This is a genomic window from Psychrobacter cibarius, assembly GCF_904845955.1.
Lineage (GTDB): Bacteria > Pseudomonadota > Gammaproteobacteria > Pseudomonadales > Moraxellaceae > Psychrobacter > Psychrobacter cibarius_B.
This window is the reverse complement of record NZ_CAJGYX010000001.1, coordinates 648,170-666,622: the sequence shown is the minus strand read 5'-3', so window position 1 is coordinate 666,622 and position 18,453 is coordinate 648,170. Positions and strand designations below refer to the sequence as shown.

At 41.7% G+C, this 18,453-nt stretch carries 9 protein-coding genes; 7 read left to right on the top strand and 2 right to left on the bottom strand.

What is annotated here, in order from left to right; all coding sequences use genetic code 11:
- Positions 1 to 362 precede the first annotated feature (362 nt).
- The gene (locus tag JMV76_RS02605) at positions 363 to 2,306 is read right to left on the bottom strand and encodes an ATP-binding cassette domain-containing protein (protein ID WP_201501508.1); all 1,944 of its coding nucleotides are present in this window, start codon (positions 2,304 to 2,306) and stop codon (positions 363 to 365) included.
- Positions 2,307 to 2,547: 241 nt separating this feature from the next.
- On the opposite strand from JMV76_RS02605, the gene JMV76_RS02600 reads away from it, so the two are divergent.
- The 7 genes from JMV76_RS02600 (at position 2,548) to JMV76_RS02570 (ending at position 16,724) form a co-directional block, all read left to right on the top strand.
- The gene (locus JMV76_RS02600) at positions 2,548 to 2,820 is read left to right on the top strand and encodes a SlyX family protein (protein WP_045455183.1); all 273 of its coding nucleotides are present in this window, start codon (positions 2,548 to 2,550) and stop codon (positions 2,818 to 2,820) included.
- A gap of 221 nt (positions 2,821 to 3,041) precedes the next feature.
- Positions 3,042 to 4,436, top strand: a complete 1,395-nt coding sequence (locus JMV76_RS02595) for an outer membrane protein transport protein (protein WP_201501507.1) — start codon at positions 3,042 to 3,044, stop codon at positions 4,434 to 4,436.
- 406 nt (positions 4,437 to 4,842) lie between these two features.
- The gene (locus JMV76_RS02590) at positions 4,843 to 6,249 is read left to right on the top strand and encodes a hypothetical protein (RefSeq protein ID WP_201501506.1); all 1,407 of its coding nucleotides are present in this window, start codon (positions 4,843 to 4,845) and stop codon (positions 6,247 to 6,249) included.
- A 502-nt stretch (positions 6,250 to 6,751) separates the two neighbouring features.
- On the top strand, positions 6,752 to 8,140 hold the full coding sequence (locus JMV76_RS02585; protein WP_201501505.1) for an OmpP1/FadL family transporter: 1,389 nt from the start codon (positions 6,752 to 6,754) through the stop codon (positions 8,138 to 8,140).
- A gap of 242 nt (positions 8,141 to 8,382) precedes the next feature.
- On the top strand, positions 8,383 to 10,386 hold the full coding sequence (locus tag JMV76_RS02580; protein ID WP_201501504.1) for a transferrin-binding protein-like solute binding protein: 2,004 nt from the start codon (positions 8,383 to 8,385) through the stop codon (positions 10,384 to 10,386).
- 685 nt (positions 10,387 to 11,071) lie between these two features.
- Complete coding sequence (locus tag JMV76_RS02575; RefSeq protein WP_201501503.1) at positions 11,072 to 15,034, top strand: transferrin-binding protein-like solute binding protein; 3,963 nt, start codon at positions 11,072 to 11,074, stop codon at positions 15,032 to 15,034.
- 139 nt (positions 15,035 to 15,173) lie between these two features.
- On the top strand, positions 15,174 to 16,724 hold the full coding sequence (locus JMV76_RS02570) for a porin family protein (protein ID WP_201501502.1): 1,551 nt from the start codon (positions 15,174 to 15,176) through the stop codon (positions 16,722 to 16,724).
- Between the two features lie 90 nt (positions 16,725 to 16,814).
- Here JMV76_RS02570 and putP read toward each other — a convergent pair whose 3' ends face one another.
- Positions 16,815 to 18,314, bottom strand: a complete 1,500-nt coding sequence (gene putP / locus JMV76_RS02565) for a sodium/proline symporter PutP (RefSeq protein ID WP_201501501.1) — start codon at positions 18,312 to 18,314, stop codon at positions 16,815 to 16,817.
- Between the last annotated feature and the right edge of the window lie 139 nt (positions 18,315 to 18,453).

Genomic DNA, 18,453 nt, shown 5'->3' with positions numbered 1-18,453 from the left:
CTATTCTAAGCTATTTCGGTGATAAAATAAATTATTGCGTTAAAAATAAAGCAACCTTGATAGAACATACTCTAAGGTTGAATAGGAGAATTGATGCAAAATAGCTGCATTATCAATGTCTCACATAGATTTTTTGGCAAGGATTATAAGCGTGATGACCTTATAATTAATAAGGATATTTTGCAATAGCGAATGATACTCGAAATTAAGGTAATGTTCACTAACTTTCACTATCTAACTACTATGTAAGTAGTCGTAAACCAATAATCACCGCTTTGTAAGAACAAAACGGTGATTATTTCATTACTTTTTATGTCTTATCAAACTCCAAGTTTTATAAAACATGGCTTTAGTCGCTAACGTTAGCTCTCAAGCTCACTCCAACGCTCAAGCTTACTCATCATCTTATCTTCAATCGTGAGTAGGCGCTCACTTGCGGCAGTCGCTGCATTAACGTCAGTGGTGAACCATGAGCCATCTGCTAGTTTCTCTTGCAATTGGGCTTGCTCAGCTTCTAATGCAGCGATTTCTTTTGGCAAATTGTCCAGTTCACGCTGTTCATTGAAATTGAGCTTTTTGGCAGCTTTGTTAGGTTTTGCTGCGGTTGTCTTATTGGTAACTTTACTGGCAGTATTTGCATTATTGGCTGGTGCTCTAGCTGCGTGTGCTGCTTGCTCACGGTTTTTTTGTACCAAGTATTCTTGATAACCACCGACATACTCTTTGACGATACCTTTGCCGTCTTCATCTTGGTCAAATACCCAAGTAGATGTAACGACATTGTCCATAAATGAGCGGTCGTGACTGATGAGCAAAATCGTACCGCCAAAGCTGGCGACGGACTCTTCTAGTAGCTCAAGTGTCGCCATATCCAAGTCGTTGGTTGGCTCATCGAGTACCAGAATGTTGGCAGGCTTTAATAGCTGCTTGGCAAGTAGTACGCGGTTACGTTCACCACCTGATAGTGCTTTGACTGGGGTACGCGCACGCTCTGGGGCAAATAAGAAATCTTGTAGATAGCTCATGATGTGTGTCTTACGACCACCCACTTCGACGAAGTCTGAGCCTTCTGAGACGTTTTGCGCCACACTGGCTTCAAGGTCTAACTGATCGCGCAACTGGTCGAAGAAAGCGATTTTTAGGTTGGTACCTAACTCAACACTACCAGTCTTTGTGACTTCGTCATCAGACATATCGAGTAGGGCTTTAATTAGTGTGGTTTTGCCCGCACCGTTGGGTCCGACAATACCGATTTTATCACCGCGCATAATAGTGGTTGTAAAGTTATCAACCAATACGTTGCCATTATACTCAAGATGTAAGTTTTTGACTTTACAGACCAGCTTACCGCTTTTCTCGCCTTGACCCATCGTGATATTAACGTTACCGACTTGCTCACGGCGATCGCTACGCTCTTCACGCAATGCTTTTAGCTCGCGTACACGGCCTTCGTTACGGGTACGACGGGCTTTGATACCTTGGCGAATCCAAACTTCTTCTTGTGCCAGTTTTTTATCAAAGTTGGCGTTATTTTTTTCTTCAGCGAGTAACTGTAGCTCTTTTAGCTCTTGATAGCGTGCATAGCCACCTTCGCCTTGAGTGACGTCATAACTGGTCAATTGACCACGATCTAGCTCAATGATGCGAGTCGATAGTTTATTGACAAATGCTCTATCATGGGTGACAAACAACAATGTTAGACCTTGCCAATCCAATAAAAAGCGCTCTAGCCATTCAATACTATCAACGTCCAAATGGTTGGTTGGTTCATCGAGCAGCAGTACATCAGGTTTGGTGACCAATGAACGTGCTAGTAGTACACGGCGCTTACGACCACCTGATAATGAAGATAAATCATCATCTGGATCCAGCCCCATGGTTTTGATAAGGCGGGTGGCTTCGCGCTCTAAATCCCAACCGTGTACCGCATCGATATCATGCTGCAAATCGGCCATACGCTCACAAGCATCCATGTCGCCATTGGCACATAAATCTGTTTGGGCATTGTAGTTGATAAGCAGCTCAGCCGTACGGCTGCTACCACCCATAACGATGTCTAGGATACGTCCGCTTGTCTCGGGAACGTCTTGTTCTAGCATCGCCACGCGCACGCTGCTATTGATAATGACTTCGCCGCTATCAGGTTGTAAGGTGCCGTTAATTAGCTTAAATAAGGTGGATTTGCCTTCGCCATTACGGCCAATTAAACAGACACGTTCACCTGCTTCAATAGCAAAATCAATGCCATCAAGAACAGGAGCGACGCCAAAAGCAAGGTGGATATCTTTTAAATGTATCAGAGCCATAGAATATCTTAAGCTTATATAATAGTGAGGTAGGGGTTGCTGCAAAATTGCGAGCAGTATAACATGCCATCACGTGACTGTAGTGAGCGTAAATGATTTTATCCGCACTATTTATGGCTTTTATTAACGGCTGCTATTTTATAAAGAGCATCGTCGTCTAATTGCTACTTTGTATCGGTCATCGAGCCATTTTATTAATGAATCCTACCAGTCTTATGTTTATGATAATTCAGAGAAAAATATGAATCAATTTAATCCTCAAGATAAGGCTCAGAACGAGGCTTTAGCTGTGCATGCTGATCTACAAACGCAACAAGTCATTGATTTGCAGATGAGTATGGCGCATCTAGAGATGACAGTAGAGCGACTCGATGAGGTGATTGCGCGGCAAGATAAAGATATTCAGACATTACAACGACAGTTGCAGCTGATCTATAAACAAGTGGAAAGTCAGGATCCTGAAGGCGGCATTGCACCTTTTGATGTAATGGCAGAAAGACCCCCTCATTATTAATACCTGCAAAATTAATATCTGCAAAAACTAAATGATTGAAAATTTATAACTATTATATCCGCATTGTGAAATACAGATACTGTTCAGTCATAATCAGGAAATAATGTGTTTTTGCAGTTGTTTTAATGTTCGAAAATCATTACTATCCTCCACCTCGGATGCTGCTTGCTTATTAAAATTAAGTAAAGTAGTAAAACAATGCGGACGTTTGGAGATACATAATGCGCGCAAATTTTCATTTGAAAACTCTCACAGTAGCTGTTGCTGCTCTTTCTATTGCTAGCGTTGCTAGTGCTGCTGGTCTTGATCGTTCAGGTCAGGATATCACCGCATTCTTACAAGATGGCACCTACGCCGAATCTGTTTATACTTATATCGATGCTGATGTGAGTGGTAAAGACTTGTCAGGCAATAAGCTCAATGATATCGCAGAGTCTTATGATTTTTTCCGTTATGGTGTAAAAGCAGATATTAACGACACGTTTAGCATCGGTATTTTATATGATGAGCCTTTTGGTGCCGCCGCTGATTATAACGGTCAAAACGATTTCGTTACCGAAAGTGATCGTGACGCTATCATTCAAGACTTTACAAAAAACCCTAATATTACCGAAGCTTACGTCGATAACGTATTAATACCACAATTGCAAGGGGCGCTTGCTCCAGGTAATCCAGGTGGTTTAACCGCTGAAGAATTACAAGCCGCTCAAGGTCAGCTTATTGGTCTTGAAGCCGCTAAAGGTCTAGCAGCAGTAGCGGGCGAAGCGACGCAAGTAGAAGTACGTACTGAGAGCATTACTGGTATTCTTGGTGCTAAATTTGGCGCTAACAAAGAGTTTCAAGCTTATGGTGGTCCAGTGGCTCAGCGCGTAAAGGCAGATGTAAAATTGCGCGGTGATGCATACAGTTCAGCCAAGGGTTATACCACTCACATCAGTAATGACCAAGACTATGGCTGGATCGCTGGTATGGCTTATAGCAAGCCTGAAATTGCACTTAAAGCTGCTTTGACGTATCGCTCTGAAATCAAGCACAATGCAAAAGCTTTTGAGACTTTTCCAATTGCTACGGCTGCAGGTGCTACCGCTGGTCTAGCGTTGCCGACTACCAGACATTCTGATATTGAAATCAATACGCCAGAATCAGTCAACTTTGATTTCCAAACGGGTATCAATCCGACGATGCTAGCTACTGCGAAAGTCCGTTGGGTGCCTTGGAGTGATTTTGCTATCGTACCGTCACTATACAATGATGTCAGTAAAGTATCGACAAAAGATGATGAAGGCTTGGCATTAGTTAGTTATGATGAAGATCAATGGCAAGTTGAGCTAGGTCTCGCTAAGCGCATGACGCCAGCATTAGCAGTGACAGGTACTGTCGGTTGGGATAGTGGTGCTGGTAACCCTGTAACCTCGCTAGGTCCTATCGAAGGCTACTACAGTGCTGGTTTGGGTGCCAAGTACAATGTGACTGAAAACTGGGCAGTATCAGCTGGTGGTAAATACCTATGGTTCGGTGATGCTAAAGGCCAAATTCCGACTAAAGCCGTGGTTAGTAACTTTGAAGACAACGATGGTTTTGCACTTGGCGTGAAGCTTTCTTACCAAGCAAACTAATGTGATGTGTAATTTGCTAAATTATAAATCCATAGTCTAAATAATAAAAAGCGATCCTGATTGGGTCGCTTTTTTTTGCTTAAAATAAAGCAATTTCGACTTAGAGAGTTTTTTATTGAATATATTGGGCATTCTCAGAGGCTAAAATTAATGAACTATAGTTTAATTATTTTATATAAGTATTTATGCCTCAGCTTATAGTAAAACAATTGTTTAGATAATTGCTAATAAGATAAAACGATAACGTTATAAAAGACAAAATAATTTCTTTTAAATATTGTTTTACGATTGAAAAGTCATTACTATCGAAAGCAGGACACTTTTTATGTAAAGCAATCTTGCGATTATTAATGTCGCTTATAGTTTATGTAAATGGTTAAACAACTGGGATGTTTGGAGATAAACAATGCGCGCTACTTTTCACTTAAAAACTCTTGCCGTAGCTATTGCTACTATTTCTGTAGCTACTATGACCAATGCTGCAGGTCTTGATCGTTCGGGTCAAGATGTCACAGCCTTCCTCCAAGATGGCACCTATGCTGAAGCTGTTTACACCTATATCGATGCTGACGTTAGTGGTTATGATAGTGCCAATAACGTTCCTAGCAACAATACCTATGTTAGAGGTGATAAGACTGGCGATATCGCTGAGTATTATGACTTTTTTCGTTATGGTGTAAAAACAGATATCAATGAAACCTTTAGTGTTGGTATCTTATATGATGAGCCCTTTGGCGCAGCAGCGCAATATACTGGCGACAACAATTTTGTGTCGAAAGGCGATCTTGATGCTTCTGTCGCTGCCATTACTAACAATCAAGCTCCCACTTATGCCGCAGCTTTGGCTGGAATAGGTGCGCTCACGCCAGGAGAAGCGGCTGGAGTCTTGACAGATGAACAGCAAGCGCAGTTAGATGGTTTGCGTGGAGCAGTAGGTATCGCAAATGCTGAAGCAGCTAATGCAGGGGAAGGTACTAATGTTGAAGTACGTAGTAACAGCCTGACAGCTATTCTTGGGGCAAAATTTGGTGCCAATAAAGAGTTTCAAGTATACGGTGGTCCAGTTGCTCAGCGTATTGAGTCTGAAGTAAAATTACGAGGTTTGGCTTATGGTCCTGCTACTGGCTATACCTCACGTAACAGCCCTGATATGGACTATGGTTATATAGCTGGTATTGCCTATAGCAAACCTGAAATTGCCTTAAAAGCAGCGCTGACCTATCGCTCTGAAATCGACCACAACATGAAGATTGCTGAAAACTACCCGATTGCAGGTGCTTTAGCTGGTGATCCAGCTGCAGCCAATCGTACCAGTAATATGGAAATTACTACTCCTAAATCCGTAAACTTTGATTTTCAAACGGGTATTAACCCTACAACGTTAGCAACTGCAAAAGTGCGCTGGGTACCTTGGGGTGACTTTAAGATTACGCCACCATTATATAATGAAGTTAGTAAGAGATCTTATGGACCTGATGGTTTGAACTTGGTTGAGTACGAAGAGGATCAATGGCAAGTTGAGCTTGGTCTTGCCAAACGTGTTGCACCAGCACTTGCAATTAGTGGTACCGTTGGTTGGGATAGTGGTGCTGGCAACCCTGTCACTTCGTTAGGTCCTATCGAAGGTTATTACAGCGCTGGTTTGGGTGCAAAGTATAACGTGACAGAAAACTGGGCAGTATCAGCAGGTGGCAAATACTTATGGTTCGGCGATGCCCAAGGTGTGTTGCCAAGTGGTAAGATTGTTGGTGATTTTCAGGATAATGATGGATACATATTTGGTGTGAAATTGTCCTATCAAGATGTTAAATAGTGAGAAAATATCGCATATTAAGTGAACACTTGTTTTAATAAAATTGTATTCAGCACGATTGAAAAAGAGCAGCCCTTTGAGGCTGCTCTTTTTTAATTTTTTTTTATCAAAAAATACTGCTGTTAATCAATGCTTTATATAGATTTCGAGAACTAAACGCAAGTTTTTTTAATGACTACTCATAGAAAATAATGGTTTACATAGTCCAAACCATTATGATTTTTATACTAAATTAGTTAACATAAATCTATCTTCACAAAAAATTAAAAAGGGTGTTGCTATAGTGCTGAACTTTAATTATGATACTGAAATCAGTTACGTTATCTTACATAGTAGTAATGTCTGATAACAACGAAAGTGTGATCGTGTAATCGATAGTTACATTCAATCGTTAAGTATAAAAGTCGTTTGGCAAAGGATTGCTCAGCATAAGCTTTAGTGACTAGTCGTTATATAGCAACTAAGCTACTTGCCAGTTATTTTATTCATGGAGGATATCTAAGTGTCTCATCAGTTCCCTATCTCTAAACTCACTCTCGCTCTTATTGCCTTATCGGCTGCATCGTTGACGCAGGCGGCTGGTCTTGATCGTTCAGGTCAAGATATTAAGGGCTTTTTTAACTCTGGCACTTATGCCGAAATTGATTACGCTTATATTGATAGTGATGTTTCTGGTAACGATAATGCAGGTGCTATTCGTACCTCTCCCACTACAGAAATACGAAATGGCATAACGTCAGATGAAGCTTCATATGAGAAAGGTGCGCCTACTGGTAATATTACTGGTGATACCTATTCTTTTATGCGCTACGGTGTAAAAACGGATATCAATGACAACGTTAGTATCGGTGTATTTTATGATGAACCTTGGGGTGCAGAAGTAGAATATACTGGAAACAGCACTTTTGTATCTCAAGCAGGAAAAGATACCATAGCGGACTCATCTTCAGGTATTTCAGTGCCAAATGAAGTTATCAATCCTTCAGTACTAGATCCTGACTACGATAAAAATACTAATGTTCGCGTCCATACCGAGACATGGACAGGCTTGGTTGGTTTTAAATCTAATGGCTTCCAAGTATATGGTGGTCCAGTATTGCAAAAAGCGGAAGCGGAAGTACACTTGCGTGGTCAGGCGTATGGACCATTGACTGGCTATGATGCGAATGTAAATAACGATACTGCTTATGGTTGGGCAGCTGGTCTTGCTTATAGTAAACCTGAGATTGCATTAAAGGCCGCACTAACGTATCGCTCTGAAATCGAGCATGAGACACCAATAGGTGAAAGAGTGCCACTATTAGGGTCACCTCTAAAAGGCGTAGTACTAGATAAGCTTGGAATTGATCCAAATTCTGATCTTGGAAAATCGATTGGTGAGTATGCTACGACTGATGCTACTGTCACTACGCCAGAATCTGTTAATTTAAATATTGAAACTGGATTAAGTCAAAAGTATCAGTTATTAGGTACTTTGGATGTACGTTGGGTGCCGTGGAGTGATTTTTCTATTGTGCCGCCACTTTACAATGCCTACTCAAAAGCAGCTGTTCCAGAGGGACTACCTCTACTATCTTATGATAAAGACCAATGGAAAGTGGATGTTGGCTTAGCTAAACGTTTTAATGAGAAGCTAGCTGGCTCAGTGGTCGTTGGTTATGACTCTGGTGCAGGTGACCCTATAAGCTCACTTGGTACTATTGATGGATATTACAGTCTTGGTGGTGGTGTTAAGTATAATGTGACACCTGAATGGGCAGTTTCAGTGGGCGGAAAATATTTAAAATTTGGCGATGCTACAGGACAGCTACCTAACGGTAGTATCGTTAGCAAGTTTCAAGATAACGATGGCTACATCGCTGGTGTAAAACTCTCTTATCAGAGCCAGTAATTTATCATCTGACTATAGCCTCTCAAAATAAATGTTAGAAAACAGCTTGTTTAACCATTGAGTTAGGTAAGCTTTATTTAGGGTATGTCATCATTTAAACATTCATCGTTTGAATCGAGGACATGTTCGAATATGAATAATTTGTATGAATCAAATTTGGTCATCTACAAATATTGCCCAAATACTAATTCTATAATTAGTAGATAAAGGAATATCTATCAATCATCCATGGAGGAAGACGAATGTCACCTAACCGTCATTCAATATCAGCTGTACCTACAGCCAAGAAACTAAAAACCCCCTTAAAAGCCAGTGTTGTCATACTAACTTCTGTCATCTTGTCCGCATGCGGAAGCAGTGGAAGCGATTCATATACCTTAAATGATATTTTTGATGGTAGTAGCCCAGTAATCACACCGACTCCAACACCGACTCCAACACCAACACCAACGCCAACTCCAACGCCAACTCCAACACCGACGCCAACACCTGAAGACACAAGAACTGGCGTTCAGTCACTAAATATCAACGCAGGCTCACTCGGTGTATTTAACACAACTACCCGAGACTTCACCATTAATGAAGATGGTTCTACTGTCGATGCAAGAGCAGATATTGCTTCACAAAATCCAGCCACACCAGACCAACCTGGTTTACTACCGAAAGTTGCTATTAACACATCAGGCTCAAATGACACCGAGCTTCAAAATGGTTTTAAAGCTCATAAAGACAGTACCGATATAGTTGTTGCTGCTCTTGGTCAAACGCTACCGTTAGACTATACCTCAACGTATAAAGACTTTGGCGATGACCTGCGCATCGGTCATATCGATGGTAAAGCAGAAGTCGTTGCTTTAGGTTCAACATTACCCGTAAATAGCGTTATCGTTACTGGTAATGCTACTCAAGCTGCCAATATACCAACCGAAGGTAAAGTAGGTTATACCGGTGATGCTACTTATCGTGAGCTTGGTCTAGACAAAGCTATTGAATATGGCACCTCAGCATTCACCGCAGACTTTGTTGCTAAGAACGTCAAAGGCGATCTCACTTTTAGTGATAAAAACATTGGTTTATCCGCTGATATCACAGGCAATGAGTTCTCAGGCACAGCAGCAGCTAATAATGGTTACAAGACCGAAGGTGGTTTTTTCGGTGGTGATGCCCAATACCTAGGCGGTGTTTACGAAGGTAACGGTGCTCAAGGTACATATGGGGCAGAAAAAGATAAGGTTGTAACGCCGACTCCGACGCCAACGCCGACGCCAACGCCAACGCCAACGCCAACAGCGCCTATTAATCCAGATGCTAAAGTGGATACTGAGTTTACTGGCTTCCAAAGCAATACGTTAAGTAGTAAAAAAGGTAACTTTACAGCTGACGCCATTGGTTATGCAGAAATACGTGATGACAAGTCTGACTTTAAAGAAACGGTAGATGTAGACGGTTCTAAGGTGCCAGTAGATAATCGTGCTGGAAATAATTTCACTGGTTATGATAAATTCATAGCTCGTGCTGACATGACCAAACCTGACTCTGTGAAAGAGCAAGTTTTAATCAATATAAGTGGAGACGCAGACACAGATTACGGTAATGGATTTAAGTTGCATACTGAGTCTACTAAAGTTCAAGGTCCTGTAGCATTAGACCTCAATTACTCATCTGTTTATAAGAACTTTGATTCGCAAATGCAGATCGGTCATGTTTATGGTGATCCTAGAACTGACCTATTTGGTTTAGGTGACTTAGCTCGTGTTTCTACTGTTTACGTACAGGGTAACGGTACCAATCTTGACGACATGCAGTACATGAAAGACTTAGCACAATACAATATCGATAATAATATCAATGACGGTATGGTGGCTTATGGCGGTGTTGCTACCTACATGGAAAATCTACATCTAAAAGATGGTGTTCGTGGTGGACCAGTAGTTGATGGTACTTCAGCATTTGACGTAGACTTTGTTGGTGGTAAAGTTGCAGGTACGCTGTCTTTTGCAGCAGGTGATTATAGTTACATGCCTACTGGTAACAAGATTGATATCAATGCAGATATTACAGGAAATACTTTCGCTGGTAATAAGAATGGTATCGATACAGCAGGTGGTTTCTACGGTGAGGATGCTAACTTCTTAGGTGGCGTTTATCAAGAGGCTCTAACTCAAGGGGGTAAAGGTGCTCAGCCAGGTGAAGGTACTACTTTCCAAGGTACTTTTGGTGCTGAGAAGCAGCCTAATTCCAAATAAAGATCATATAAATTCTTAATTCAGACATAAAAAAAGTACCTTAGGGTGCTTTTTTTTATGTCTGAATCTATATACCTGATATTGTGACTGTGAAGATGAGCAGAGGGTTCTTATATAATGATAAGAATTTTATTGATTAACTAATGTTTGTCTATATAGTCAGATTTTAGTTATATTATATAAATAATAATAATAAAATTTAAGGATATTATTTTTGAAGTAGTTGTTTTTAATAATCGATATAACTTTTTAATGTATTTATTGGCTGATATTCTATTTTTTACCTATTTTAATAAAATAACGCTATCTGTCGCTGGCATCAACCTTTTTAAAATGAAATAAATTTTTAGTGATTTTTATAGTTAAAATTATGATTTTATTGAATATTAAGGATAGTTTTTAGGATTTTACTTAACAATAATTCGTTTTTATTTTTTCTAAAAGATAAATTTTCAGTTATACATTATATTAAAATTTTGTTGTTTATTGTTTACGTAATACGATTTATATCATTTAACTTATTGATTGAATTTATTTAGTAACTAAAGGTTACCGACATTAATATTTGAATAATATTAATTGACTTTTTATGTTACATTTGTTTATCTATTCAAGGCACTGAATATATGTTGTGTCTAAGTTAGTAAATAATGGAATATTACCAGTTCTTCATGGAGGAAGACGAATGTCATTTAATCATCATTTGATACCAGCGATATCTGCCGTAAAAAAACTACAGACACCGCTCAAAGCCAGCGTGGTTATTTTAACCACTGTCATTTTAGCTTCGTGCTCAACGAGCGGTAGTGATAGCACGGTTACGCCTAAGTCGTCACCTGTAATAGGATCAGAAAGTGGCGGAAATGTTGATAGTGGAGGCAATGTCAGCAATGCTGACGCAGTAAAGGCTATCAAAGCTGCAGAAGCAAAAACTAAAGCTGCACAAGAAGCGCTCAAGGTTGCAGAAGCAAAAACCAAAGCTGCGCAAGATGCTCTTAAAGCAGCCCAAGAGAGTTTTGGAAAAGAGTCAGAGAAGGTAATGGCGGCATCTAAAACAGCGATAGATGCTGCAAAAGATGAAGCTGCAAAAGCCAAGCTCGCTGCAGAAGCCGCTCGAGTAGAGGCGGTAACAAAAATTGAAGCGGCTGCAAAAGCTTCTAAAACGGAAATAACAGCCGCTAAAAAATCCGCCGCCGATGCAGTTGCCAAAGTGAAAGCGGCTGAAGAAAAGGCTAAAGCCGCAGATAATCGTGCAACCGTAGCAGAGGCCAAGGCTAAAGAGATTGAGACATCTTTGAAAGCTGCAGAAGAAGCCAAAACTCAAGCAGAAAAACAAGCCACAGCTGCCAAAACCCAAGCTGCGCTTGAGAAACAAAAAGCAGATAAAGCCCAAGGCGAAGCAGACAAAGCTAAAGCTGATTTATTGAAAGCAACAGATGATCTAGCAGCTGCAGAGAAAGCTTTAGCCGCCGCACTTGCCTCAGGTGGCAACACCGAAGCTTTACAAGCAGAAGTTGACCGTCGCCAAGTCGCTCTTGACGCCGCTAATGACCAAGCCGCTGCAGCTCAGCAAGCTCAAGCCGTTGCCTCTGCTCAAGCTTCCGCCCAAGTAACTGCGGCTCAAGCTGCCGCCCAAGCTGCTAAAGATGCCTTAGCTGCCGCCACCATTAAGAATGCCCCTGAAGCAGAGAAATCTGGCGTGCAGTCGCTGAATATCAACGCTGGATCATTGGGTGTATTTAATACCACCACCCGCGACTTTGACATCAGCGCAGATGGTTCCACAGTAGATGCTAGAGCTGACATCGCTTCACAAGATCCCTCCACGCCAGATCAACCTGGTCTACTACCTAAAGTCGCTATCGTAACATCAGGGGCCAACGATACTGAAACTCAGAGCGGGTTTAAAACCTATGAAGGCGATACTGAAATTATCGTCGCAGCAATTGGTCAAACCTTACCACTTAACTACACCTCAACTTATAAAGACTTTGGCGATGACATGCGCATCGGTCATATCGATGGTGCCGCTGAAGTAGCATTGTTAGGCTCAACCCTACCCGTGAATGGTGTTGTCGTTACTGGTAATGCTACTCAAGCTGCCAATATACCAACCGAAGGTAAAGTAGGTTATACCGGTGATGCTACTTATCGTGAACTTGGTTTAGGTAATGATATCGAATTTGGCAAATCAGTATTCACCGCAGACTTTGTGGCTAAAAACGTAAAAGGGGATCTCACATTTAATAAAGCCGGTAAAATTGGTTTAACCGCCAGCATTAATGGCAACCAATTCTCAGGGACTGCTGCTAACAATGCAGGCTATACAACCGAAGGTGGATTCTTTGGTGGTGATGCCCAGTACCTAGGCGGTGTTTACGCTGGCAATAATGCCCAAGGAACTTATGGCGCGACCAGCGATAAACAAACCGCTGCTGAGCAGTCTGCCAAAAACGCTCAAGCAGCCGCAGCTGCTGCTAATGCTGCCATCGCTAATGCTCAGGCACAGGCAAATGCTGCTAAAGCTGCTGCTGATAAAGCTCAAGCAGACGCTGTCAAAGCACAAGAAGCCTTACAAAGAGCAGAAGACGCTCTAGCCAATGCTGGTAATGGTGAAAAGCAATTAGCTGCTGCCCTAGAACGTGCATCCGCAGCAGAAATGGCTGAAGCCGCTGCATTACAAGCCTTGTCGACGGCAGAAGCTGCAAGAAAAGCTGCGGAGACTGCAAAAGGCGCCGCATTACAAGCTGCACAAGCAGCACAAAATGCTGCAGACAAAGCGATTGGTGAGGCCAAAGTGGAAGCGGATAAAAAAGTCGCAGAAGCCAATCAGCAAGCCGCAGATGCGACAGCACAAGCTGCTGCTGCTCAAACGCGCGCTGATGAAGCTTTACAAGCGAAAGCAGATGCAGAAGCTAGAGCAAAAGCTGCAGAAGAGGCTCTTGAAGCATCGCAGCAGTTACCACCAGCACCAACCAATCCACAGTCTCCAGTGAATGCAACAATAAGTGGTTTCCAAAATACGATCTCAGGTAGTGACAATAGCGCTATCAATACCAATACTTCTGCTAACTACGATACGCTTAAAGTTAATTTATTAGAAACTGGGTCTGGACGTTTTGATAAAAATACTACTACTAACTTTAAGTTACGAGATGCAGGTGATGAGGACTACGAAGCAGGATTTAAAAAGAGTGCTTTATATTCATTGCCAGCAGGGTATTTGAACAGACGTTTCAAATATACGTCTGTTTATAAAAACTACAATGATCAGATGCAAATCGGTCATTTATACGGTGATCTCAAAACGACAAACAATGGAATTCGATTAGACACCTTATCTAATGTCTACGTACAAGGTAACAGTACAAGCACTGACGATATGCAGTACATGAAAGGCTTGTCACAATACAATATTGATAATGGTATTAATGATGGCAAAGTAGCTTATAAAGGTGATGCCACTTATATTGGTAATAGTGAGCAAGAAATCATTGGTGTTAATCCGATTATAGGTACCTCTGAGTTTGATGTGGACTTTGTCGACAGTCAAATAGATGGTACGTTATCATTTGAAGGTTCTAATGTCAGTGAGAAGAAAATCAAAGCCGAGATTATTGGAAATACCTTTGCTGGTAATTGGAATGGGGTTGATACTAAAGGGGGTTTCTTTGGTGAAGATGCAGGTCTATTAGGTGGTGTTTATCAAGTTTCTGGTGGTAAAGGCACTTATGGCGCTAGCAAAGTAGATCCAAGCGCTGCTCCTGCTCCAGTAGAGTCTACAATGACAGGCTTCCAATCTACCGCCTTAAGTAGCAAAAATAAAACATTACCATTGGGTCAAGGTCAACTGGTAGACGCGATTGGTTATGTGGAAATCAGAGATGATAAATCGGCATGGACAGAAACGAACGTTAAGGATGGTTCTAATGTCCCAATAGACAATCGCAAAGGCAACAATTTCAATAGCTTTAGTAAAGGCAAAGTACTTGCTGATATGGTTAAGCCAGACACGGTCCTTAAACCAATAGAGGTGTCTTTGACCAATGCAACTGGCGCAGTCACAGTTGATGCAGGGAGAGGTAACCTTAATCCAAGTTATCAATACAGCGCTGTTTATGAGAACTTTGACAATCAAATGCAGATTGGTCATGTATATGGCAATCTTAACTCATCGTTTGCAGGCGATGTCTCACGTGCAGCCAATGTATATGTACAAGGCTACTTAACCTCGCAAGCAGGTATGGACAGTCTGAAAGGTGTTAATGATGGTAAGGCTCAATATACAGGCAGTGCGACTTATATTGAAAATATCCATTTAGCGGATAATGCTTCGACAGCCCCAGTTAATGGTACTTCTGCTTTCAACGTTGATTTTGTCAATGGCTCAGTCGATGGCACATTATCATTTACTGGTACGGACTATAAATATATGCCTGCTGGCAATCAGATCAAAATTGATGCAGATATTGCGGGCAATACTTTTGTGGGTAATAAAAATGGCATCGATACCGCAGGTGGTTTCTATGGTGAAGGTGCGAAGTTCTTAGGCGGTATTTATCAAGATGTATCTGATCAAGGTGGAAAAGGAACTGCAGCTGGTACGGGGACTAAATTCCAAGGAACGTTCGGTGCGGCAAAGCAATAAGATAATATGACTGTATGATACAAAAGAGAAAGCGTCCTAGGGCGCTTTTTTGCTCGATTAAACCATTAAAATCCCTTAGGATGACTAAAGTTGGGAAAGTGTTTGGAAAGTTAATGATCGTACTTAGGTAAGGATACCCATGAATAATCAATATATACGTAAACCGCTCACCGCTTCTGTTTTACTATCGATGATGGCGATTTCTCTACCCGTTATGGCAGCACCAGAATTACCAGAAATAAAACCCGATCTTGATCAAGCTGCGGAGTTGCTTAGACGCGAAAATCAGACTTCTGTGTCAGATCCTACTGCACCCTCTACCGCTATATCAGATTCTGAAGCACAAGATGCTATTAGAAGTCGTCAGCAACTTGCCAAGGCAACGGCTTATAATCTAGAAGCGCTAAAAGCCAATCCAGCAGCGTTTAGCAAGTATTTAAATGATGCATTGTCTGCACAAGATATGGTAACGGTTAAAGAGTTATCGCCGCATTACAAAGCGTTAAAAACCAATGATCCAATGCTGATCAAATTCGCTGATGCGCTCATATATCGCAGTGAAGCCAAAAACAAACAAGCCATTACCATTTATCGTGACATGCTTGCAACTGATCCAGACTTTCATCCGGTACGTTTGAATATGGCCATTGCCATGCAAGCAGACAAGCAGTATGTGGCGGCAAAGGAGCAGTTTCTAAAATTGCAGGCAGTTGAGTTACCAGCACCTGTCATGGCTAGGGTGCAAAACTCATTGGCGCAGATCAATAGTTCAGAAAAATGGCAATTCAATGCCTCTGCCAGTTATGTAAGAGAGAATAATATTAATGATGCGCCATCGTCATCTACTCAATCTGACTTAGGGCGCTCGATTGAGCAAAAATCAGCCAATGGCCTTCAGGTGTCTGCTAGCGCGAATAAACGCTTTAACTTACCGAATAATTTCTATGCCACAGTGGGTGGTAATGCATCCCTAAAAGGATATTGGGATGAGCCTGACTATAATGATTATCTATTCACTGCCTCTACTGGAGTCGGCTACGATGATGCCAAAAACGACGTTTCTTTGACCCCATTTATCACCAAACGCTATTATGATGAAGCGCCCTATAGTTTGCGTAAAGGCGCAACTGTCAGCGGCTCACGCTGGGTTAAGCCCAAGCTAAAACTGTCAGCGACTGGTATTTTGTCCAAAGAAACCTTTGAAGATGATAGCAATGCAAATCGCGAAACAGATGGCAGATTCCTTGGTTTAAATGCTTATTATATTAAGGATGCCAAGGAATACTTTTATGGGGGTGTAGGTAATTATCGAAACGATGTGCCCAAGTCGAGTATTATTAGCTATGATCGTAATTCTATAAACGCTGGTTGGGGTCGTGAATGGAGGCGTGGACTCTCAACATTAGCAACAGTAGGTTATGGTATCAAGGACTATGACGATCCTGCCGATGCTTATCCAGCAGGAAGTGGCGCATGGAAAGGCTGTTATAATGCGGTAGGCGGCGTGCCGGGCTCAACCAGAGAAGACAAATCCACTTCATTAGGTTTGCAAGTCTGGAAACGTGATTTTACCTTGTATGGTTTGACACCGCGTTTGGTCTTTGATTATGAAACAACTTCAAGTAACTTTGCTTACTATGATGATCGTGATGAAAAGTCTGCAACGGTGTTATTAACAAAGACCTTTTGACGTAACCTATTTGACGCTTTGAGCCAGTAATAAAAAAACCTCACCAATGATGGTGAGGTTTTTTTTATAGTGATGATTGTAGCGATAAGCCTATTTATTTAAATTGAGTTCCATTTCTTTAAATTTCGCAGTAACAGAGGCTTTTGGACCGCCTGTCATGATACTTACCGCAAAAATGGCGATTGTACTTAAGATAAAGCCTGGAACGATAGCATATAACCAGCTATTGAGTGCCATGCCGTTCATCTGGAAAGGACCATAAATCCATAGAATAACCGTCAATGCACCGACGACCATACCAGCAACTGCACCGTTACGGTTCATACCGCGCCAGATTAGGCTGAAAATAACCAACGGTCCAAATGCGGCACCAAACCCTGCCCAAGCGTTAGAAACCAAATTCAATACTGAGCTTTCTGGATTAGACGCCAGTAAAATGGCAACAACGGCGACAATGATTACGGAAATGCGGCCGACCAATACTTGACGCGCCTCAGGTGCATCTTGATCAAAAAACAACTTATAGACATCTTTAGTCAATGAGCTTGATACCACCAATAGCTGTGATGAGATGGTACTCATAATCGCAGCTAAAATTGCAGCTAATAAGAAGCCTGAAACCAATGGATGGAATAAAAACTGCGTAAATACTAAAAAGATGGTTTCAGGATCATCTAAAGTCATCGCTGTCTTTTGCACATACGCACGACCAGCAAAACCTGTCATCAGTGCCCCGATAAGGCTGACAATCATCCAGCTCATACCGATGTTACGGGCAGTAGGAACATCTTTGACTGAGCGAATGGCCATAAAACGTACAATGATATGTGGCTGACCAAAATAACCTAAACCCCATGCCATCAATGACACAATGCCAAGGATACTCATCCCATTAGTAATGTTAAGCAAGCTTGGATCAATATTTCTAACCGCTTGTGTGGTGGCTGAAATACCACCCAGATCAGTGAAAGCGACGACAGGAACAATGACCATCGCAAACAGCATGATGATACCCTGTACAAAGTCAGTCATCGAAACGGCTAAGAAACCACCGAATAACGTATAAGCAACGACAACGCCAGCGGTGACCCATAGACCAGTGCTATAAGAAAGATTTAGTGAGCTTTCGAAGAGTTTACCACCGCCTACTAGGCTTGCAGCAGTATAAACCGTGAAGAATAAAATGATAACCACGGCTGAGATAACACGCAGCATGTGCGACTTATCTTCAAAGCGGTTGGCGAAATAATCGGGTAGAGTGATGGCATTGTCAGCCACTTCGGTATAAACGCGAAGGCGAGGTGCCACGATAAGGTAGTTTAAAAATGCACCAAGTGTCAAACCAAGTGCGATCCATATACTCACGACACCGTCAGCATACATATAGCCGGGCAAGCCAAGTAGTAACCAACCTGACATATCTGATGCACCTGCCGATAGTGCAGTGACTGCGGGACCTAAACTGCGTCCTCCTAACATATAGCCTTCAGTATCATTGGCTTGCTTAAGGTAAGCGTAAATGCCAATACCAGTCATCACAAAAAAATAGGCGCCAAATGATACCAGCACGCCACTAGAAACTCCGTTCATATAAATTGTCCTTAACCAACATGGTTGGCGGTAATTATTTTAACTATAAAGATTAAGTGTTATAGGACGATGTCCCAAACAATATCTAAAGACGAAAAAAGCCATTAAGTAGGACATAATGGCTTTTATTCAATATCTG